The organism is Verrucomicrobiia bacterium (assembly GCA_036268055.1).
Lineage (GTDB): Bacteria > Verrucomicrobiota > Verrucomicrobiia > Limisphaerales > Pedosphaeraceae > DATAUW01.
Genome location: DATAUW010000012.1, coordinates 104,778 through 125,236, shown reverse-complemented (window position 1 = coordinate 125,236; position 20,459 = coordinate 104,778). Strand labels below are relative to the sequence as shown.

At 57.1% G+C, this 20,459-nt stretch carries 17 protein-coding genes; 8 read left to right on the top strand and 9 right to left on the bottom strand.

The window, feature by feature from the left end; all coding sequences use genetic code 11:
* Nucleotides 1-249: 249 nt before the first annotated feature.
* The 4 genes from VH413_06150 to VH413_06135 are packed head-to-tail and all read right to left on the bottom strand — an operon-like array spanning nt 250 to nt 3,959.
* Complete coding sequence (locus VH413_06150) at nt 250-870, bottom strand: hypothetical protein (protein HEX3798267.1); 621 nt, start codon at nt 868-870, stop codon at nt 250-252.
* Nucleotides 871-892: 22 nt separating this feature from the next.
* The gene (locus tag VH413_06145; protein ID HEX3798266.1) at nt 893-2,824 is read right to left on the bottom strand and encodes a hypothetical protein; all 1,932 of its coding nucleotides are present in this window, start codon (nt 2,822-2,824) and stop codon (nt 893-895) included.
* A gap of 29 nt (nt 2,825-2,853) precedes the next feature.
* Nucleotides 2,854-3,507 carry a prepilin-type N-terminal cleavage/methylation domain-containing protein gene (locus tag VH413_06140; protein HEX3798265.1) on the bottom strand — a complete coding sequence of 218 codons (654 nt, stop codon included), beginning with the start codon at nt 3,505-3,507 and terminating at the stop codon, nt 2,854-2,856.
* Nucleotides 3,504-3,959, bottom strand: coding sequence for a prepilin-type N-terminal cleavage/methylation domain-containing protein (locus tag VH413_06135; protein ID HEX3798264.1), 456 nt, complete (start codon nt 3,957-3,959; stop codon nt 3,504-3,506). The genes VH413_06140 and VH413_06135 overlap by 4 nt, the downstream gene beginning before the upstream one ends.
* Before the next feature lie 581 nt (nt 3,960-4,540).
* On the opposite strand from VH413_06135, the gene VH413_06130 reads away from it, so the two are divergent.
* Nucleotides 4,541-4,966, top strand: coding sequence for an ApaG domain (locus VH413_06130; GenBank protein ID HEX3798263.1), 426 nt, complete (start codon nt 4,541-4,543; stop codon nt 4,964-4,966).
* Between the two features lie 6 nt (nt 4,967-4,972).
* Here VH413_06130 and infA read toward each other — a convergent pair whose 3' ends face one another.
* The gene (gene infA / locus VH413_06125) at nt 4,973-5,191 is read right to left on the bottom strand and encodes a translation initiation factor IF-1 (protein HEX3798262.1); all 219 of its coding nucleotides are present in this window, start codon (nt 5,189-5,191) and stop codon (nt 4,973-4,975) included.
* Nucleotides 5,192-5,367: 176 nt separating this feature from the next.
* Nucleotides 5,368-5,928 carry a lytic transglycosylase domain-containing protein gene (locus VH413_06120; GenBank protein ID HEX3798261.1) on the bottom strand — a complete coding sequence of 187 codons (561 nt, stop codon included), beginning with the start codon at nt 5,926-5,928 and terminating at the stop codon, nt 5,368-5,370.
* Nucleotides 5,929-6,100: 172 nt separating this feature from the next.
* Here VH413_06120 and priA point away from each other — a divergent pair, with 172 nt between their 5' ends.
* Nucleotides 6,101-8,362 carry a primosomal protein N' gene (priA, locus tag VH413_06115; protein ID HEX3798260.1) on the top strand — a complete coding sequence of 754 codons (2,262 nt, stop codon included), beginning with the start codon at nt 6,101-6,103 and terminating at the stop codon, nt 8,360-8,362.
* 854 nt (nt 8,363-9,216) lie between these two features.
* On the opposite strand, the gene VH413_06110 is transcribed toward priA, so the two are convergent.
* Nucleotides 9,217-9,453, bottom strand: coding sequence for a hypothetical protein (locus tag VH413_06110; GenBank protein ID HEX3798259.1), 237 nt, complete (start codon nt 9,451-9,453; stop codon nt 9,217-9,219).
* Between VH413_06110 and ilvB the strand changes: the two genes are divergently transcribed.
* From ilvB to VH413_06090, 4 genes are all read left to right on the top strand, one after another.
* Nucleotides 9,446-11,314 carry a biosynthetic-type acetolactate synthase large subunit gene (gene ilvB / locus VH413_06105; GenBank protein HEX3798258.1) on the top strand — a complete coding sequence of 623 codons (1,869 nt, stop codon included), beginning with the start codon at nt 9,446-9,448 and terminating at the stop codon, nt 11,312-11,314. The two genes, VH413_06110 and ilvB, sit on opposite strands and share 8 nt — an antisense overlap.
* 228 nt (nt 11,315-11,542) lie before the next feature.
* Nucleotides 11,543-12,559, top strand: a complete 1,017-nt coding sequence (locus VH413_06100; GenBank protein ID HEX3798257.1) for a hypothetical protein — start codon at nt 11,543-11,545, stop codon at nt 12,557-12,559.
* Between the two features lie 45 nt (nt 12,560-12,604).
* On the top strand, nt 12,605-13,201 hold the full coding sequence (locus VH413_06095; GenBank protein ID HEX3798256.1) for a MotA/TolQ/ExbB proton channel family protein: 597 nt from the start codon (nt 12,605-12,607) through the stop codon (nt 13,199-13,201).
* 3 nt (nt 13,202-13,204) lie between these two features.
* Entirely contained in the window at nt 13,205-13,633 is a 429-nt protein-coding gene (locus VH413_06090) for a biopolymer transporter ExbD (GenBank protein HEX3798255.1), read from the top strand.
* 1 nt (nt 13,634) lies between these two features.
* Here the strand turns inward: VH413_06090 and VH413_06085 are convergent, their stop codons facing one another.
* Nucleotides 13,635-15,923, bottom strand: coding sequence for a hypothetical protein (locus VH413_06085; protein ID HEX3798254.1), 2,289 nt, complete (start codon nt 15,921-15,923; stop codon nt 13,635-13,637).
* Complete coding sequence (locus tag VH413_06080) at nt 15,920-18,211, bottom strand: hypothetical protein (protein HEX3798253.1); 2,292 nt, start codon at nt 18,209-18,211, stop codon at nt 15,920-15,922. The genes VH413_06085 and VH413_06080 overlap by 4 nt, the downstream gene beginning before the upstream one ends.
* Nucleotides 18,212-18,297: 86 nt before the next feature.
* Here VH413_06080 and VH413_06075 point away from each other — a divergent pair, with 86 nt between their 5' ends.
* Both VH413_06075 and VH413_06070 read left to right on the top strand, forming a co-directional pair.
* Nucleotides 18,298-19,692, top strand: coding sequence for a glycosyltransferase (locus VH413_06075; GenBank protein HEX3798252.1), 1,395 nt, complete (start codon nt 18,298-18,300; stop codon nt 19,690-19,692).
* A complete protein-coding gene (locus tag VH413_06070; GenBank protein ID HEX3798251.1) occupies nt 19,689-20,426 on the top strand; it encodes a class I SAM-dependent methyltransferase in 738 nt (245 codons plus the stop codon). The genes VH413_06075 and VH413_06070 overlap by 4 nt, the downstream gene beginning before the upstream one ends.
* Nucleotides 20,427-20,459: the final 33 nt, after the last annotated feature.

The following is a 20,459-nucleotide window of genomic DNA, read 5'->3' as shown; positions in this document are numbered from 1 at the left end:
TGCCTAATCGAAAGCGGCAATCTTCGCGGGAGTTGCTGCGGGTCATAGACCCGCGCTCCCAACGGATTCGGTGGTCATAGACCGCCGCTCTCCATTATCCCATTTTGAAGGCGCAATTCACGGCTTTCTCTCCAAAAATAAAAAAACCGGCCCACGCAGGCCGGCCGCATCAACCGTGTTGTAGTTTCGGTGATGCGTTAGATTCTGAAATATTTTCTGAAGCGATGTGTCTGGCCGCCGAATGACGCGTTAATTGGAGCGGGCGATGTGATGCACAACTAATTGTCCATTCGCGCTCGCGCTGGCCGCGAAGGTGTGGATGATTTCATCGAGGGAATTCTGGGCTTCGGGAGCGTTGGTCGCGCTTCGTGTCGAAATCAATTCCAGCAGGCCCGCGTTGGTGTGGAGATAAACCGCGCGGGTTTTTTCCACCAGGCCATTCGGCGCCACCCATTGAAATTCAAAGCCATCTCCGCTATGGCCTCCCGCTGAGGTGGAAAATTCACCAACAAATTTTGCCTTCGGATAACGGCTCGCCAGTAATTGACGGTAGGCGTCGCGACCGGTTTCCGCCGGATCGGAATCGGAGGAACGCATGAACGTGAACGAGATCATCCCCCCCTTTTCCATGTTCTCGAGGAGCAGCTTGCCGTGGGCCGGATCGCCACCCAGGCGGTATTTGTCCGGCATGAGAAAAGCGAATTTTTCCGCGTCGGTGGTCAGATAAGCCCGATAGAATGGTTCGACGGTGTCCACCTGTTCGCGTTGGACGGAGGTTGTGATCGCCTCGCCGCTCGGCACGAGCGTGCCGGCTTGTGAAGCGGCCGCCAGCGTGCCAAGCAGGCCCAGAGTAAGAGTGAAGCGCAACATAAGTTCTGGTGGATGATTCAAATCATTGCGGAACGAAATCCAGCGTCGGCGACGGCGCGAAGGTGACGGTTTGCGGCGGCGGATTGCACCAGGCGGCGCGCACCAGGCGGCAGATGTTCGGCGTGCCCGGCGGCATCTTCGAGGAGAGCGTGTAGTTCAAATCGAAGCTAAAATTACGTTGCGACGGTGCATAGTAGTAAGTTCCGGGCAGAACGAACGGACCGGTCGCCCAGGTGCTGTTGTAGAGACAGACGATCGACGTGTTCAACGTCAGCGTTGCGGAAACACTGTTGCCCCAATCTTCCAGCAAGCGCGGAAGATTGTTCGCTCCGCCGCTGTAGGTACTCGCAGTCGTGCCTGTGGAGGGAACGATTCCGGCGATGATCGCCGCGTTCACTGTATCATTCGCTGCATTTTGGGCCAATTCAGAACTCACCACATTTGGCACAGTCTTTCCGCCTGATTTTTTGGTGCCGTTAGTATATGTTGGGCCATAGTCCTGCCAGCTTGGCGAAAGGATCGTCAACGCATCGCACGCCACGGAAGCCGGCGCTGATTGCGTAGTATTGGTCGTGTCAAGATAAGCCGAGTTCGGGCAATTATAAACGCCTTGGATATACAGTGGGTTCGGCGTGGCCACAGTCAGGCCCGCAGCGGGAAGGTTTGCGCCGTTCACCAGGCGGACCGCGGTCAAGGTGGAACTGTTCGTCGTGCGATAATCCACGATATAGATGATGTTGAACGGATTGTTATTGCCGAACTTCGCGCTGGTGTAGGCATTGGTTGTAAGCCAGCCGTTAAGTCCCATCCAGTTGGTCAATGCACCCACATCCACTTGCATGAGATTCACCGTCTTGTTCTCACGCCAGTCGTAGAAACTATTGGTGGCGGACAGCCAGGGCAATTTCGCGCCTGTCTGGGTCGCATACGAATTTGTCAGGTAATTGATATTCGTGCTGAACACCCAGGGAAGCGGATCATTCGCCGCACTCTTGAAAGTGCAGGTGAAAAAGGTATTGCTCACTACGATAGTCAAATCGGCCTTGTTCCAATAGCGTTGCTGGCCCATCGCCGAGCTATACACTTCGTTGGTAGGCGGTGGATAGAGGATCTGTTGCACGTTCGTGGAGGAACTGCTGTTCGTGCCGATCGGCAGGTTCAACGAAGGCTGGCCGGTCAGAAACCCGGGAGTCGGCGTGCCGTTGTAATAGACCTGGCCCGACCAACTGTTCGTGCTGTAACCGGCGTTGCCGGGCTTGCTGACGTTGCCCGTGGTCGTGACGATGGAATTAAAGGTCAAATTATCTGGCGAACCGACATAGATATTGCTGTTCGCGTGCACGGGACCGGTGACGACGAGCGTCGCCGTATCGCTGAACTCCAGCAGGCCATTGTAGAAAATAGCAAACTGGAACACGGGAATCTGCGCGAGTTGCACGTCTTGTTGCACGGCGTTGGTGAAGGTATAGCCGAAGGTGCTGCTTTTCATCCGCACATTCGAGAGGATGCGATAGGTCGAAGCATAGCCCGAAAGTCCTTGGTATTGTTCTTCGAGGGCGACGTACGGCGCATTGGCTCCGCTGGTTGTGCGCGCGACATAAATCTGGTTGTCATGCCCCTGGCCGTCGGACCAGGTAAAATTGGTCCAGTAGGAACTTTCGGCAGACGTCGGCAACAACTGGGTTTGATAGTAAGTCAGGTTGGTCAACACGAGGGATTCGCCGCCGTTGGCAAAGTCCACCATGACGCGGGCGAGCGCTTTTTCCACCGCCGCTTCCGCCGCGCCATCCGAGGCGATGAACAGCGTATTGCGGTCCGTCAATCTTGAACTGGCCGTGGAACGGCTCAGGGTCGCGCCCAGCACCAGAAGGCTGGCTCCAACCAACACCAAAGTGATGAACAGGGCACTGTAGCCCGCTTGCCGGCGGGCGCGGGATGAGGATTTAATTTTCATAATACATCTCGTCTCTGACTATGATAAAACTAAGGACTGCGGCGGGTGGCGCTGTAAGTCAACTGGTAGTAGTTATACAGGTAATTACTTCCCACCGTGGTCAGCGGGTATTGATACTGGTAGAACTGCATCAGGATATTCACCACGTAGTTGAAATTATAATTGGTCGGATCCACCGTGAGGTTCGTCGTGCCGGTGTAGTCCATCGCGCGGAAGGTCATCGAATTAGTCAGCCACGCGCTGGTCATATTGGTCAGGTATTGCGCCACGATATTCGTCGTGATGCTTCCATTGGTGACGCCCGCCCGCCAGAGCACGCAGTTATTGGTGTCGAACCAATAATAGATGAACATCGTCAGGTTCGTGCTGGGGATGATCTGCAACGTCTCGCCCTGTTGCGCCAGGCCGTTGGTCAACGCGACGAAGGTGGTGTAATCACCGTGGCCGATCTGGATGTCTTTGCTCGAACGGATTTCATCGAGCATCAAATTGAAGTTCAGGCGTGACTGGTCATTCGCCCCGAGCGCGCTGTTGACCAGCTCGTCCTGGCGCAGGCCGAAGAGGTTGACCGAAATCAATCCGGCGATCAGCAACGCGAAGATCGCCACGCTGCACATCAGTTCCACCAGCGTCATGCCCCGGGTGCCCCGGACGCCGCGAAGTTGTTTGATTATGATTTTCATTCGTCAGGAGCGCGATAGGCGACCATGACATTGCTCATGGTGACGCCGTTCCAGGGCCAGAAGGTATCCACCTGCACCAGCTTGACGTAAGTCGGCGGGTTGTTGGTCACCGTGATGGTGCTGACGGTAAGATAATTCGTCGCATAGATGACGTTCGTACCGGAGATGGGCAATTCGAGAATCGCGACGTTGATGAAGCTGGAAAAATTGGTGGTGTTGTCCACCGGCGGCGTGGACATCGTGTCCCACAACGCGGCGCGCACATGCTCGAATTGCTGCACCGCCTGGGCTTGCGCGGCCAACTGATAACCGGCACGCTCAGTGAACAGCGCCGACCGGTTATAAGCCGTCATGGTGCCGCCGATCACGAGCGTGATGATCGTAAAGCAGACGACCATCTCCGCGATGGTAAATCCGCTCTTGCGAGGTAAATTTTTTAACTGTGTTTTCACGGCAATAATCACCGGGATAATCAAACTTTCGCCTATGAACTGTAGCCAACGCTTGCAACCACCGCGGGCCCGGTTCGACGGGATACAAGCAAGTGCGCTGCCATTCGCAAACTGCCTCGAACGCGAATGGTTCTTTTGGCGCGTCTCCTGCCGCTTCATCCACTCTGTCCAAAAACGGTTCGCTCGTGTCCCAGAACGTGACAGTGCGGAATGGGAAGAAGTTTCAAGTTTCAAGTGTTCAGTTTTCAGCGAAGAACCGCATTGACTTCGACAAAAATTAAAATCGAACCAATAATTTAAGAATTCACATTCCCAAATTCCGTACTCCGCACTCCGCACTGCTAGCCGGTTGTTCCTTTTTCTTCACCAAAAATTCTACTGCTCAACGGGAACAAAACCCATAACCGGACGTTCTTATCTTCAAGGCCGCCGGTTCGGAAACATGTAAAAATTTTGCTGGCTTTGGAGCCGCCGCCTTGCCTCAATGATCACATGAAACGGATCTCGCTGGTTGCCGCCCTGATGGCTGCTCATTTCGGTCTGGCGTTTAGCCTTGCCGGGCAGTCTCCGCATTAAACCGCGTGAACACCCATCGTCATTTTCTTGAGCTGCCGGGGTTGACGGTCTCCGTGGATCGCGTCGTCTATCACGCCGAAGCGCAGACACCGCTGGATCGTCCGCATTGCTTCGTCTATTTCATCACCATCCACAATCGCACCGAGCACACAATCACCATTCGCGGACGCAAATGGGTCGTCACGAATGAGCGCGGCGAAATCACAGCGGTGGAAGGCGCGGGAGTCGTCGGCAAGACTCCGCTCATCGAACCGGGTTCTAGCTTTAGCTACGACAGCTATCACCTGCTCGATACGCTGACCGCAATCGCCGAGGGTAGTTACCTTGGCTCAGATGAAAAGGGACGCGGCGTCATCGCGCGCATCCCGAAATTCCGCATGGAAGTTCCGCAGAAAGGCAGCCCGGGCGGACGCACGCTGCACACCCGTTGACGGGCGTCAGGCGTGCCGGAAAGTGATGCGGGCTTTGCCGAGGTCGTAGGGAGACATCTGCACATTCACGCGATCACCCACGCTGATGCGGATGAAATTTTTGCGCATCTTCCCGGAGATGTGCGCCAGCACTTCATGGCCATTGGGGAGAGCTACGCGAAACATCGTGCCCGGCAATACCTGAGTCACCGCGCCGGTCAGTTCTATTGGTTCTTCTTTAGCCAAGCGATTCTGATGGGTTAATGTTATGCCGGTTGCGCATCGCATTTCGTGGCGGGCCAAATCAATGAATAGACCAACTACGTCATTCAATGCTTTTGTAAGCCGGGCACAATGCTACTACTTTCGCGCGAAATCAAGTAACTTTTTTATGACGAAAAGCGGGCTTTATATGGCATAAATCAACTTTTTGGCGGAAAAATCGGCCGGTAATGTTCATACCGCCGCAGCACCGACACCACGTAATTATGAGTGCTGGGAAAATTGATTTGTTCCAGGAACACGGCGCTGTTTGTCGCCCCCGCCCCCTGCATCCATTTCAAAACATTGCTGCGGCCCGCATTGTAATCCGCCAGCACATAAGCCATCGGCCGATCCGTCTGCGCATAACGCTTGAGCAACCGTTCCAGATACCATGCGCCGACGATTGCATTCGTCCGCGGATCGAGCAACGCCGCCGACGCAAGTTGCGCATGTTCCGCCGCCGCCCAATCGCGTCCTGCCGCCTTCGGTAACACCTGCATCAAACCTATTTCTCCACGGCTGCCGCGCGCGGTTGCGTTGAACCGGCTCTCTCGCCAAACCACCGCCTTCACCAGCGCCGGCTCCACTCCATACCGCTGCGACGCCGCGAGAATCGGCAAGTCCTGGCTGTGATCGCGCCAATCCAGGTAATACCAATAGCCGTTCCCCGCGCCCAAAAGCACGAGCAACAAAATCGTCATCCAATGCCTGCCCTTCACCGCTTCCTTCTAACCCATCAACCCGCGCTTGGCGATTTTGATTTTTCCATTATTTAAAATTCCCACCCGCCGCGAATCCTCATTTTACTTTCCCGCGTTTCCTCGTAATTTCATCGCATGCTCATCGTCATCATTGCGAGCGCGTGAAAAAAATTTCGCCAAACCAAAAACCATGATCGCCCGCGTCACTCTCGAACTCGCCCTCCGCAAGGAGTTCGATTACGCCATCCCCGCCGCGCTCGCCGGGCAGGTGGATATCGGCAGCCGCGTCCAAGTCCCCTTCGGCTCGCGCAAAGTTTTGGGCGTTGTTACCGCGCTCGCTGAAGAATCCGCGCACGCAAATTTAAAATCCATCGTCAAAGTCATCGGCGCGCAAACCCTCGTCACCCCCAAGGTCCTCCAACTCGCCCGCTGGATCGGCGAATATTATTGTTGCGCGCCCGAGATCGCCCTCAAGAGCGTGCTGCCCGAAGCCGTGCGCAAAGAGCAAGCCGGCTGGCGCGAACGCCTCTTCGTGCGCATGCTCCCCGTCACCGGCGCACTGCCCAAACTTCCCAAACGCCAGCTCCAGGTTTGGCACCTCATCGAAGAGCGACGCGAACTTCCCCTCGCCGAACTTCTCACCCTCGCCGAGACCACCGCCGCCACCGTCCGCCATCTCGAAGACAAAGGCCTCGTCGCCATCACCACCGAAATTTCCGAACGCGATCCCTACGCCCGCGAACAAATTCTCCCCACCCAACCCCACACCCTCAACCCCCAGCAAATCGTCGCCCTCGACAAAATCAAAACCGCCCTCGACGAGCCACCCCCTCTCTCCTCCCACGATCGCGCGCAATCCCCCACGACCGCGCGCAATCCCGTCTTCCTCCTCCACGGCGTCACCGGCAGCGGCAAAACCGAAGTCTACCTCCAAGCCCTCGCCCACACCCTTGAAAAAGGCCGCGGCGGCATCGTCCTCGTTCCCGAAATTTCCCTCACCCCCCAGACCGTCGAACGCTTCAAAGCCCGCTTCAGCACCGGCCCCCTTCGCACCCTCGTCGCCGTCCTCCATAGCCACCTCTCCGCCGGCGAACGCCACGACGAATGGCACAAAATCCGCCAGGGCCGCGCCCGCATCGTCATCGGCGCCCGCAGCGCCATCTTCGCCCCCGTTGACCCCCTCGGCCTCATCATCGTGGACGAAGAGCACGAACACACCTACAAACAGGAAGAAGCCCCCCGCTACCACGCCCGCGATGTCGCCATCGTCCGCGGCCAAATGGAAGCCGCCACCGTCGTCCTCGGCTCCGCCACCCCCTCACTCGAAAGCTTCTACAACTGCCAGCGCGGCAAATACACCCTCCTCGAAATGCTCGAACGCGTGGACAACATCCAAATGCCCATCGTCCGCGTCGTGGACCTTCGACAAGCCGCCCGTCTCGGCAAAGGCCCTCCCATTTTTTCCCCCCAACTCAAAGAAGCCATCACCAAACGCCTCGAACGCAAAGAACAAACCATCCTCTTCCTCAACCGCCGCGGCTTCTCCACCTCCCTCCAATGCCCACTCTGCGGCTACGTCGCCCAATGCCCCAACTGCAGCGTCTCCCTCACCTACCATCGCCAGGACCAAAAACTCGCCTGCCACGTCTGCGGCCACACCGAACCCGCACCCAAACTCTGCCCCAACCCCAAATGTAAAAACCCCGGCATCCGCTACTCCGGCCTCGGCACCGAAAAAGTCGAAGCCACCCTCCTCAAACTCTTTCCCGACGCCCGCATCAAACGCATGGACTCCGACGCCCTCAAACGCAAAGACGATTTCCGCCGCATCCTGGGCGACTTCCGCGTCGGCAAAATAGACATCCTCGTCGGCACCCAAATGATCGCCAAAGGCCTCCACTTCCCCAACGTCACCCTCGTCGGCATCATCCACGCCGACCTCGCCCTCCACCTCCCCGACTTCCGCGCCGCCGAACGCACCTTCCAACTCATCACCCAGGTCGCCGGCCGCGCCGGCCGCGGCGACATCGAAGGCGAAGTCTTCGTCCAATCCTTCACCCCCTTCCACCCCGCCATCCAATATGCGCGACGCCACGACTTCAACGGCTTCTACGAACAAGAAATCGAATACCGCGAACAACTAAAATACCCCCCCACCAGCCGCGTCGCCTTGCTCACCTTAAAAGGCCGCAACGAAGAAAAAGTCGAAATGACCGCCAACTATCTCCGCAAAGAACTAGAAAAAGCCCTTGTCCAAATCAAAGACCTCGTCATCTCCGGCCCCGCCCCCGCGCCCCTCGCCCGCGCCGAAACCCTCTACCGTTATCAAATCATGCTCCGCGCCCGGCAAATGACCACCATCAGCCACCGCCTCGCCACCCTCATGGAAAATCTAAAAACCCCCGAAGACATCCTCATCTCCATAGACATAGACCCCGTAGACCTCGCATAGTCTAAAATGTAAGGCCGAACGTACCCGCAAGCCGTAACCTCGCCCCTGCGCCTCCCCTCCCAACGGACCGCGGGTCTATGACCCGCAGCAACGTCAATAAGTGGTATGATGCGGGCCTCGGCGACGGCCTCCCAATGGATCGCGGGTCTATGACCCGCAGCAACCCCGACAAAGATTGCCGCCTCCGACTCATTCCACCGCCCCCCGTCCAATCCACTAACTTGGTAGGGCGGACCTGCCGGTCCGCCGTCCGCCCCGCAACCCTTGAGGTTGCGGGATCCTAAAACCGCCCCCACCCCTTCATAAACTCACCCGTCCAACCCACTAACCTGCCACGTCATCCCCGCCGCTCCGCCGGCCAAAGTCCCGACAGGGACGGCAGACCTTAGCCCAGCAATTTATTGCTGGGTCGAATTCCCATTCCATCCAAGTCCCGTCAACCACGGGACGAAAGAACCTCCAAACCAAACAACGCTCACGAACATTAATTTACCATCACCCCCGACAACCCAGCCCTTCTCATTAACCCCGCGGCTTCAGCCCGGGGTACGCACCTCCCCGCCAAAAAACTATCCCGAGCGCAGCGAGGCAAGCCCACCCACCAACCCACCGCTTCCACATCCCACCACCGTTCCAAAACACCCTATTCCCCACTCCTCCAACCACTAACTTGGTACGGCGGACCTGCCGGTCCGCCGTCCGCCCCGCAACCCTTGAGGTTGCGGGATCCTAAAAACCGCCACACCCCTTCATAAACGCACCACAACTCCGCCTCCCAACTCACTAACCCGGCACGCCATCTCCGCCGCTCCGCCCTGCCGTATTATGGGTTGATTTACGTTGTGGGCTTGGAATTAGTGGGGTTTGTGGTGGAATATTGGGGGTTGACGGTCGGGCGCGGGTTGGGTAGGATGGGTGGCGTAATGATTAAAAATGTTCAACAGGTCCTGGTAGTCGTCGTAGTAGGCGGCGTGGCCGGGGCTTGTCGAGGCTAAAACGGATTTCGACAAAAACCCACGGCTGGCAACGGTCGTGGGTTTTTTATTGTGACTCGCGCCGACCGGCTTCAACTTAAATAATAAAATGAGCAAAACATTGTTGTCTGATAGAAAAGCTTCCACCCGCAAACGGGCTGAGGTGGGCCCGGCGATGAAGGGTAGTGAGATCGTGATCGCGTGTCTGGAGCGCGAGGGGGTGGAGGCGATTTTCGCGTATCCGGGCGGGGCGAGCATGGAGTTCCACCAGGCGTTGACGAAGTCGAAGATTCGCACGATTCTCCCGCGCCATGAACAGGGCGGGGCGTTCGCGGCGGAGGGTTACGCGCGGGCGTGCGGGCGCGCGGGGGTGTGCATGGCGACGAGTGGGCCGGGGGCGACGAATTTGGTGACGGGCATCGCGGATGCGTATATGGATTCGATCCCGCTGGTGGTGATCACGGGGCAGGTGCCGCAGGCGATGATTGGCAAGGGCGGTTTTCAGGAGACCGATTTTTTTGGGATGACGTTGCCGATCGTGAAGCACAGTTATCTGGTGACGGATATCAATGATATTCCGCGGGTGATCAAGGAAGCGTTTTATATCGCGCAGACGGGGCGTCCGGGTCCGGTGGTGGTGGATGTGCCGAAGAATATTCAGCAGGCGAAGGCGCAACCGGTGTATCCGACGGAGATTCATTTGCGTGGTTACGAACCGCTCAAGCAGGCGAGTGATATTGAGTTGAATGAGATCATCGGCTTGATCGAGAAGTCCGAGCGGCCGTTGCTTTATGTGGGCGGAGGCATCATCAGCGGCGAGGCGAGCGCGGAGTTGTTGAAGTTCGCGGAGGCGACGCAGATTCCGGTGACGACGACGATCATGGGTTGTGGTTGTTTCCCGGAGACGCATCCGCTGTCGTTGCGCTGGCTCGGGATGCACGGCGCGGCATACGCGAATTGGGCGGTGAGCGGGGAATTCGCGCCGAAGAAATCGGACGCGGAGATCCCGCAACTCATCGCGCCGGGAGCGGATTTGTTGCTGGCGTTCGGCGTGCGTTTTGACGATCGCGTGACGGGCAAGGTGGAAAAGTTTTGCGAGCGCGGCACGATTGTTCACATTGACGTGGACCCGTCCGAAATCAACAAAAACAAGCCGGCAAATTTGCCGATCGTGAGCGATATCAAATATGCGTTGGAGCGGCTCAATGCGCTTGTCCGCAAACGCGCGATCACGAAAAAATTTACCGCGTGGGAAAAGCAGGTTGCCGATTGGAAAGCCAAGGCGCCGTTCAGCTATCGCGTGACGGAAGAAGTGGTGACGTCGCAGCACATGAAGGATCATCTCACCGGCAAGGAAAGCGAAGTGATCCTGCCGCAGATGGCGATCGAGATGTTGTATGAGTTGACCAAGGGCGACGCGATCATCACGACCGGCGTGGGCCAGCATCAGATGTGGGCCGCGCAATATTACAAATACAAATTCCCGCGGCAGTTGCTCACCAGCGCGGGCCTCGGCGCGATGGGCTACGGTTATCCCGCCGCGCTCGGCGCGAAGGTCGCGTGCCCCAACCAGCAAGTGGTGGACATTGACGGCGACGGTTCGTTCCTGATGAACGTGCAGGAACTTGCCACGGCGCACATCGAAAAAATCGCCGCGAAGGCGCTCATCTTGAACAACCAGCATCTCGGCATGGTGGTGCAATGGGAAGACAAGTTCTATCAGGGCAACCGGGGCAACACCTACCTCGGCGATCCTGAGAACATGAAACAAATCTATCCCGATTACATCACGATGGCCAAGGCGTTCAATGTGCCTTGCGAACGCGTGATGTATAAAAAAGATTTGCGCGCGGCCTTGCAGCGCATGCTCGATTCTGACCAGCCGTACGTGCTGGACGTGATCGTGCCCTACACCGAGCACGTGCTTCCGTTCATCCCGGCGGGCAAATCCGTCGCCGAAATGATCTGGAAACCGTAACGCGCGAAAAGGCATTCCTTGAACTTCAAATGGCAGCGATGCAAAACGTCGCTGCCATTTTTCTTGACGGACCGCGGCTCTGTGAGCCGCAGCAACACAAGAAAAGATTGCTGTTTACGGCTCAGCCTTTGGTTCTGGCAATCCCTGAGTCATTTTTACTGAAAACTTGAATCTCCCCCTAATAAGTTGCCGCTCTCGATTTACTGCGGCATGTTGGACAGCATGTCTGTGAGTCGCACGACCGAAAGCCCGCTGCATCCCGCCGAGCATTTGCTCCGCCGGGCGCTGGTGATCTCCGTCGTCGCTCACATTCTTTTCTACGGTTGCTTCGCGCTCGGTCAGCGTTACGGCTGGTGGAAAAAAGAACTTCACCCGTTCTGGTTCCATCACAAACCCACCGCTGCCGAATTGAAAAAAGCGGAACTCGCCAAACAAGTTTTGAAACCACAACAGCAAATGCCCGAGTTGGTATTTGTTGAAACCGATCCGACCGCCGTCGTGGAAGCGCCCAAGGACGCCAAATATTATTCCTCACACAATTCCAAGGCCGCCAATCCCGACGCCACCATAGCTAGCGACACACCCAAAATTGATGGCCGGCAAACTCACGTGATCAAAACCCAGACGGCCACTGTCGCCAAAATTTCCCCATTGCAACCTTCGCCGCCCAAAGCCACACCCGCCGAAACCGATGAAGCTGAGTCCAAGCCCAAACCCAAAGGTGGCCCGCCTGTCGGCGATCTCACGATGGCCAAACCCGCGCCCCAAACCGGCGAAGGCCAGGCCGAGAACGACACTGGCCAATCCGAAACTCCGCCGGCCCATCAGCGCGCGCGCCGGTTGGCCGACGTTTCGCATTCCTCAGCCTTGCCCGGCGAAAAAATGAAACAGGATGGCGGCGTCCAACATCACGCCGTCAGTTCGTCGCTCAACGCCATCGGCACTCCCTTTGGTGAATACGACCGTGAAATCATCGAGGCCATCACGACCCAATGGTACAGCCAGCTTGAGAGCAAGGAATTCTCTCGCGATCGCACCGGCCGGGCGGTGGTGGAATTCACTTTGCATTCCGACGGCCGGGTTAGTGATATGCGCGTGATTGAAAGCGACGTCGGCGACCTGCTAACCTATGTTTGCGAAAGCGCCATCAGCAAACCCGCGCCGTTCGGGAAGTGGCCGCCCGACATGCAGCGATATTACAACACGGACACCCGCGTGGTGCGTTTCGCTTTTTATTACGAATGAAGTCCTGAATAAACAACCGCCCTGCGAGTCATAATTTGAATCAAGATGGAAACTTTTTTTATCAGCATCATGTTCCTCACGTCGGTCACGAGCCTGACCTTCATCGTCTATTGCGGCTTCGCCCTGCGCGCCGAACGCGTCATGCCCTCCGCGCTGCAAAGCACCGCCGACGCCTGTCGCACGCCCGAAGACCGTCCAGTATTGAAGCGGCTGTGCGAACAATCCCATTCGCCGCTCGCGCGGCTGCTGCTCTCCGCCGAGGATCATCTCGATCTTCCGCAGGAGGAAAATGAAGCTGCGCTGCAAACGCGCGCGCGGCAGGAAGTCGTCTATCTCGAACGCGGGCTGGTCATCCTGGAAATCATCGTGGGCATCGCGCCGCTGCTCGGGTTGGTCGGAACCATCTACGGCATGATCACGCTTTTCGGCGGCTTGGGCGATGCCGCCGCCACCGACAACAGCGTGCTCGCGCGCGGCATCTCGTTCATCCTTGGCTTTACGATGACCGGCTTGCTCATCGCCATTCCCTCGCTCATCGCGTGGAGTTACTACAATAAAAAAGTTGAGATGCTCGCCGTGGAAATGGAAACCATCTGCTCGGAATTTTTGCGCCGGCAATATCGCGCGCTGTCCAAACACTGAGCCATGCGCTTCTTCGTCCGCAAAAAAAATTCGCCGCCCGCGGTCATCATCGTCGCGATGATTGATGTGCTCATCGTCGTGCTCATTTTTTTGATGGTCACGACCACGTTCAAGAAACCGCAAAATTCTCTCCGCCTCGCGCTCCCGGAATCCTCTCACGCGGCCAAACCCGGCGCCACCGATTCGCCGCCGCTGGTGATCGTCATCGAGGAAAATGGCGGATTGCGTTTTGGCCCTGAAGCCAGGCCGATCACCGTGGATGCGCTAAAAAGCGAATTGCAAGCCGAAGCCGCGAAAAATCCCTCGCTCAAGGTGGAACTCAAGGCTGACAAAAAAGCGCCGTGGGGCCAGGTCGTCCGCGTGATGGATGCCGCCAAAGGCGCGAACATCAAGTCGCTCGACGCCGACACCAAATCCGCCGCCGCCCAGTAAATTATTTTGCCCCCGGTCGCGTCGCCATTTTTCCCAGCCCAAACCAGCTCGCGGCTGCGGCAAGCAGGGCAGCCATTGAAATGATCGCGCCCCACCGGAACGCCGAGTCCTCATACACCAACCGCACTTCATGTTTTCCCGCCGGAACTTCGAGCGCTTGAAATGCCACGTTCGCCCGCCACAATCGCACAGGCAGGCCGTCCACGTACGCGCGCCAGTCATGGTAAAAAGCCTGGGAGACCACAAACATTGTGGGCGCGTCCGCCGTAACTTCCGCGACCACCTTTTCGGCTTCGATTGATTTTGGAGTTACGCTTGCTTTCGCCGGCCAGGCTTTGATTTGTCCGCTGGCGGCGGGTTCGAGAAACACAATTTGTCGCGGGTTGAAATTCGCGCTCAACATCCCGCGCAACGCCGCTTCATCATCCAGGGCTGCGGGCGATTGGCCCGCGGTGAGAAAGGGCATGGCCGTCTCGCGGGGCAGCCAATCCACCAGGTTCGTGGGATTGCTCATCCGCGACACGCATAAAAAATCCTCCAGCTTTGGAAAATCGTTCGTCGTGGAATCCAGCAGACGCGCTACCAGGCTATACTCCCGCAAATCGAGCGAGTAAAAACCATCAACCTTGGCCGCATGATCCAGCAGGTTGAAATCTGCGAACAGGCCCAATCGCCGGCCATTCACGTCTGCCATCGGATCGGCGACCGAATGAAGGGAAATCCAGCGCCGGGCCGCGAGGGACGACATCGCGCGCGAAACCCCGGGCCGTAATTCGCCGTCCCACTTGTAAAAATCCCGCACGGAATCCGGTTCGTAAACGCTTCGATCAAATGCCGGGCTTAAATTCGGCGCATGGGTAAACACATCGAACCAGCATAACGCGATCACGCCAACCCGCAGCGCCCGCTGCCACCGCAATTCAGTCGCGCGATGCAGCGACACAATGCACGCCAGCGACGCGCAGAGAAAAATGATTCGCACCGCCGCATTTTTCCCCACCGTTAATGGAGCGCCCGGCCACATCGGAACGGCCCAGGTCCACAACCCCACCGCGGTTATTCCCGCGCCCAGAATTCCACCGATATACCAAAGTCTCTTTCGCTCCCGATCCCTTTCCGCATCCCGGGAATTTTGAAATCGAGCCAACCCCACGGCGGCCAGCAACGGCAAAACAAACGTGGCGAGCGTCACGAACTTGATGGGGAAACGCATGAAGCCCATCGCCGGTATGACCCGGCGCAGCACTCCATATAACACCCCCTTGTCGCCCAGCGAAAGAAGCAGACTCAGCGCGGCCAGTGCGGCGAGGACCCAGGTTCGCCGTTCGCGCGCCCGCCACACGGCGAAACCGGCCAGGGCAATCGTGGTGATCCCGGCAAAATACGATGCCGTCCAGAACTGTCCATATTGCGAAAAAATTCCTTTCTGAAAAAACGTGCGAAATAGCGGCACGAGATAATTCAGCCAGCCGGTTGGCGGCATCGCCCAATTCGAGTCGCTGTAATTGCTGTCGCGCTGCGAATGTTGAAGCAGGTCGAGGAAAGGAAATAATTGCGCCGCCGCCAGCGCCGCCACCAGGAGAATCACCAGGACGAATCGCCAAACTATTTTTTTGCGGGGAACCTTCGAGTGAAATATTTCCACCAGCCAAAATGCCCCCGCCGCCAGCCACGTCAGTAAAATGATTTCCGGCGCGCCCGCGAGCATCTGCATCGCTCCCGCCAGCCCGGCGAGAATTATTTTCCGCCCGCCCTCGCGCCACGCGAGTTCCACGGCCAGCACCACCCACGGCATCCATCCCAGGGCCGCGCTGTTGTTCGGCCACATCAATGCCTGCCAGGTCAAGCCGTTGAATGCGAATAGCGCGCCGGCCAGCGATGCCGCAAAATTATTTCCCGTCCATCGGCGCGCGAGGAAATACATTCCCATCCCGCCGAGAAACAGATGTCCGAGACAGAACATTCCCAATGACCATGACAATGGAAAAATCAAATAGAACAACGAGAGCGGATAAAGGGTGAGCGTGTTCCATTGCGCCAGGAATGGCAGGCCGCATTCGTTATACGGATTCCAGAGCGGAATCCCGCCGTGCCACAATACTTCGCGATGATAAAACGCCAGAGAATAGCCAAAGCATCCGAAGTCGCGAAAATAAAATGTCTCGCTCCCAATCACCACCAGCGGAAAACAAACAAAAAACAATATGCCTAAAAGGGCGGCAAACTTTCCCGGCGTCAGCCACGCGTCCGCGACCGCTTCTCCGCGCACGTCCTTTGTTTTCGCACTCATGCGCGATCACGAATCCACACACAACTCGCCAGCGCAAACGACACCAGCGAAATAAGCGCGCCCAATTCCAATGCGCGGTCGCGATAAATCAATTTCACTTCATGCGCGCCCGCGGGAATTTCCAACGCCTGAAACGCGTGGTTCGCTTCCCAGAGCGTGACCCGCGCGCCGTCCACGTATGCCCGCCATGGATGATAAAACGATTGCGCGATCACGACCATCGCCGGTGCGTCGGCGGTCACTTTGAAGTCAAGCCGTTGTGACTGGATATTTTGATTAAGAATGTGCGCCGTGGTTTGCTTTGCAGTAACAATATTTTTTGCGGCAAGCGGCAGGTAAACGATCTCGCGCGGAGTGAAATTAGTTTGCACCAGCGCGATCAGGGAATTGGTTTCATCCACGAAAATCGGTTTTTGCCCGGCGGTCACGAGCGGCATAAAATTCGTGCGGGCCACCCAATCCAGCGGATTTTCGCGCGCGTTTCCCACCGGATTGCTGTAACCGATTTCCAGAAAATCCTTCAACGGTTTCAAATCCGTCTTGGGCCCGTCGAGTCCGTAAAGCGCGGCGATGACCTGCTCCGTCTCGCGCAAATACAGCGAATAAAAACCGTCAATCTTCGGCACGCCATCAATCAAGTTGCAATTATCGAACAGCGCGACGCGGCGGCACAAATAATCGTCCGAAGGTTTGGCGAGCGCGGTGTAGTGAACCTTGTCCATCGCCGCAAGCGTCTCCATGAAACGCGGGCCGCCGTTGTAAGGAGTTTGCGGCAGGCCTAATTCCGTTTGGATAATTCCCGTTTGATAAACCGAGCGCGTCACGGTCGGGCTCAAGTTTGGCGCGTGGGTATAGACATCCAATCCCAGCGCCAGCAACAGACCAACGCGTGCAAGCAGGCGCGTCTGGAAAGCTTCCGAACGGTTCAGCGCCAGGAAAATTTGCACGGCCAAAATTAAAAATACCGCGCGAACAATCGCGTTGTGCCAGACCGCCGTCCAATCATCGCGAACCAAGGGATGCTCGTATTCCACCCAAACAATCAGCGCCATCAAGGCCAGCAGGATTAACATCACATTCACAAACGTGATCCGTTTGCGAGCGATGGTTTCGGGGCCATTCTGAAACCAGGCCACGCCATAGGCGGCAAGCAAAGGAATCACGAGCATCGCTACGACGACAAATTTAATTGGGTAGCGAATGAAGCCTAACTGCGGCAGCACTGCTTTCACCGCCGGGTAAAGATACCCGTTTGCGCCCAGCGCCATCAACACACTGGCCACCGCCGCCGCAAATAAAAACCAGACGCCTCGCCTGCGCACGCCCCACACGCCCGCGAGCGCGAGCGCGATTATTCCCACGCCAAGGTAATGCGATGAAATCCAATATTGATCATACTGCACGAAAACTCCCTGGCTGCCCGCGTAAGTATGAAACAACGGCACGAGAAAATTCGCCGGCCCGGACAAAGGCATCGCCCAGTCCGCTCCGCTGCTGAAACCGGTGTCGCGATGCGAGTGGTGGAGCAAATCCAAAAACGGCAGCAGTTGGGCGGCGGCGATTCCGCCCACGAGCAGACCCATCGCCACAGCGCGCAGCAGAAATTTCACGCGCACTTTTTTTTCCAAAATAAATTGCGGCAGCCACAACGCGCCAATGAACAGCCACGTTAGCAAAATAATTTCCGGCGCGCCGGTCAGCATCTGCAATGCGCCGATCACCGCGCCGATCGCAATGCGTCTTCCGCCTTCGCGCCACGCGCGTTTGGCGGCCCACACCACCCAGGGCATCCAGGCCAGCCCGGCGATGTCGTTCGGCCACATCAGCGCATGCCAGGTGAGGCCGTTGAAGGCGAAGGCGAGTCCCGCGATCGAAGCCGCGAGGCGATTTCCCGTCCAGCGATGCGCCAGGAAATACATGCCCATGCCCGCGAGGAAAAGATGGCCGAGATTGAACACGCCAAGCGACCACGACAGCGGAAAAATTAAATAAAACAACGCAGGCGGATAGAGCACGAGCGTGTTCCACTGCGCGAGGAACGGCAGGCCGCAGTCATTGAGCGGATTCCACAAGGGCAATTCGCCGCGCCAAAAACAATCGCGTTGATAATGCGCCAGCGGATAGCCAAAAAGTCCGAAGTCTCGATAAAAAAAAGTTTCCTGGCCGAGCAGGATTCCGGGAAATGCCAGCGCGAGGAAAATCGCGAGCAGCGCCGCAAACCGGCCCGGAGTGAACCAGCCGTCGGCGGCGTTTTCCGGCACGGCATTGGCGGGAACCGGTGCAGTCATCGCCGTCAATGTGTCATACCTGAACTTGAACCCAAGAAAAAAATGCCGCTCGCCAGCAGCGCATTTTTGCGCTACCAGCTTGGAGAATGATTGACCGCCGAGCGTTTTACGAAGAGCGCGCCGCCGCCCGGGTGCGGGAAACGGACCGCTATTATCAACGCGCGTTGCGGAATTATTTCACGTTTCTCGTGCCGCCGAATTTGCGCGTGCTCGAAGTTGGCTGTGGCATCGGTGATCTGCTGGCGGCGGTAAAACCTTCACGCGGCCTCGGCGTGGATTTCAGTCCCGCCATGTTGAAGCTCGCGCGCGAGCGCCATCCCGATCTGGAATTTCAACTCGCCGATGCCACGGAATTTTCGTCCGAAGAAAAATTCGATTACATCATCCTGTCCGATCTTGTGAACGATCTGCCGGATGTCCAGGCGTTGCTCGAGCATCTGCAAAAAGTTTCGACTTCTGACACGCGGCTGGTCCTGAATTTCTTCAACAACCTGTGGCGGCCGATTCTGGGCAGCGCGGAAAAAATCGGCGCGAAGGCCCCGACCGTTTTGCAAAACTGGCTTTCCACCGATGACATGGTGAACCTGTTGCATCTCGCCGGGTGGGAAGTCATCAAGACCGACACGCGTTTGCTGTGGCCCGCGGGCACGCCACTTGTCGCGCCATTATTGAATCGCTGGGCGGCGCCGATCGTGCCGCATTTTTGTGTGACGGTTGCCATCGTTGCGCGGCCAAAACCGCGTCCCGCTGAACGTCCCGAATATCGTTGCTCGGTCGTCATTCCCGCGCGCAACGAAGCTGGCAACATCGAAGCCGCCGTGCAGCGCACGCCGGAGATGGGCCTGGGCACGGAAATTATTTTCATCGAAGGCCACTCGAAAGATAATACGTGGGAGGAAATCCAGCGCGTCGCCGCGAAATATCCGCAGCGGCAAATTAAAATTCTCAAGCAACAGACCAAAGGCAAAGGCGGCGCGGTGCGCGAAGCGTTTGCCGTTGCCACGGGCGATATTCTTTTCATTCTCGACGCAGACCTGACGATGCCGCCGGAGGAGTTGCCCAAGTTTTACGAAGTCGCGCGTTCGGGCACGGCGCAATTCGTGAACGGCGTGCGGCTGGTTTATCCGATGGAAGAGGAAGCGATGCAATTTCTCAACATGATCGCGAACAAAGCTTTTGGCCTGAGTTTTAGCTGGCTGCTCGGCCAGAACCTCAAGGACACGCTTTGCGGAACCAAGGTTTTGTTCCGCGCCGATTATGAAGCCATCGCCCGCAACCGCGCCTACTTCGGCGACTTCGATCCGTTCGGCGATTTCGATTTGATTTTCGGCGCGGCGAAATTGAATCTGCGCATGGTGGATTTGCCGATCCGTTATCGCGCGCGCACCTACGGCTCGACGAATATTCATCGCTGGAGCCACGGCTGGCTTCTGCTGCGGATGGTGCTGTTCGCGGCGCGGCGCATGAAGTTTTTGAAATGATCCCGCTCGACCAACACCAGCTTGAGATCCAAAAAAATCTCCGCGCGTGGCACGCGAAGCCGCTGCTGCAAAATATTTACGCCGGTTTCTATCGCCAGATCCTTCCGCTGATTGACCAAAATATTCCTGGGCAAATCGTCGAGATCGGCTCAGGCATCGGCAATCTGAAGGAGCACTTGCCGCAAGCCATAGCCACCGATTTATTTCCAAACCCGTGGCTCGATCTCGCGTGCGATGGATACGATTTGCCCTTTGCCAGCGGCACGCTTTCGCATCTGGTTCTCTTCGATGTGTTTCATCATCTGCGCGCGCCGAATGCGTTTCTGCGCGAGGCGCGTCGCGTCCTGACTTCGCGCGGGCGTGTGATTTTATTTGAACCGTATATCAGCCTGAGCAGTTTCCCAGTTTACGGATTGCTGCATCACGAACCGGTGGCGTGGAAACAATCCATTGATCTCACCAGTGAATTGCCGAGGCCGCGCGATTATTACGCCGCGCAAGGCAACGCCACGCGACTCTTTTTTCGCGAGGAATTCCCGGGCTGGTTTGACGGCTGGAATCTGCTTCAGGCGCGCGCGCTCAGCAGTTTCAGTTATCTTTTGAGCGGCGGCTACAGCAAACCCGCGCTTTATCCGGCGAGCGGTCTCGAACTTTTTCAACAACTTGACGAATTTCTTTCGCAATGGCCGCGTCTGTTCGGCGCGCGCTGCCTCATCAGTCTCGAACGGAAATAATTTTGGCACCGACTACGGCCAAAACGTGAGTGA

What these genes read in the sequence shown, in the direction of transcription:
- VH413_06150 (HEX3798267.1), bottom strand. Translation starts at nt 870, where the DNA reads ATGTTGCGCTTCACTCTTACTCTGGGCCTGCTTGGCACGCTGGCGGCC.
- VH413_06145 (HEX3798266.1), bottom strand. Translation starts at nt 2,824, where the DNA reads ATGAAAATTAAATCCTCATCCCGCGCCCGCCGGCAAGCGGGCTACAGT.
- VH413_06140 (HEX3798265.1), bottom strand. Translation starts at nt 3,507, where the DNA reads ATGAAAATCATAATCAAACAACTTCGCGGCGTCCGGGGCACCCGGGGC.
- priA (HEX3798260.1), top strand. Translation starts at nt 6,101, where the DNA reads ATGATCGCCCGCGTCACTCTCGAACTCGCCCTCCGCAAGGAGTTCGAT.
- ilvB (HEX3798258.1), top strand. Translation starts at nt 9,446, where the DNA reads ATGAGCAAAACATTGTTGTCTGATAGAAAAGCTTCCACCCGCAAACGG.
- VH413_06095 (HEX3798256.1), top strand. Translation starts at nt 12,605, where the DNA reads ATGGAAACTTTTTTTATCAGCATCATGTTCCTCACGTCGGTCACGAGC.
- VH413_06090 (HEX3798255.1), top strand. Translation starts at nt 13,205, where the DNA reads ATGCGCTTCTTCGTCCGCAAAAAAAATTCGCCGCCCGCGGTCATCATC.
- VH413_06085 (HEX3798254.1), bottom strand. Translation starts at nt 15,923, where the DNA reads ATGAGTGCGAAAACAAAGGACGTGCGCGGAGAAGCGGTCGCGGACGCG.
- VH413_06080 (HEX3798253.1), bottom strand. Translation starts at nt 18,211, where the DNA reads ATGACTGCACCGGTTCCCGCCAATGCCGTGCCGGAAAACGCCGCCGAC.
- VH413_06075 (HEX3798252.1), top strand. Translation starts at nt 18,298, where the DNA reads ATGATTGACCGCCGAGCGTTTTACGAAGAGCGCGCCGCCGCCCGGGTG.
- VH413_06070 (HEX3798251.1), top strand. Translation starts at nt 19,689, where the DNA reads ATGATCCCGCTCGACCAACACCAGCTTGAGATCCAAAAAAATCTCCGC.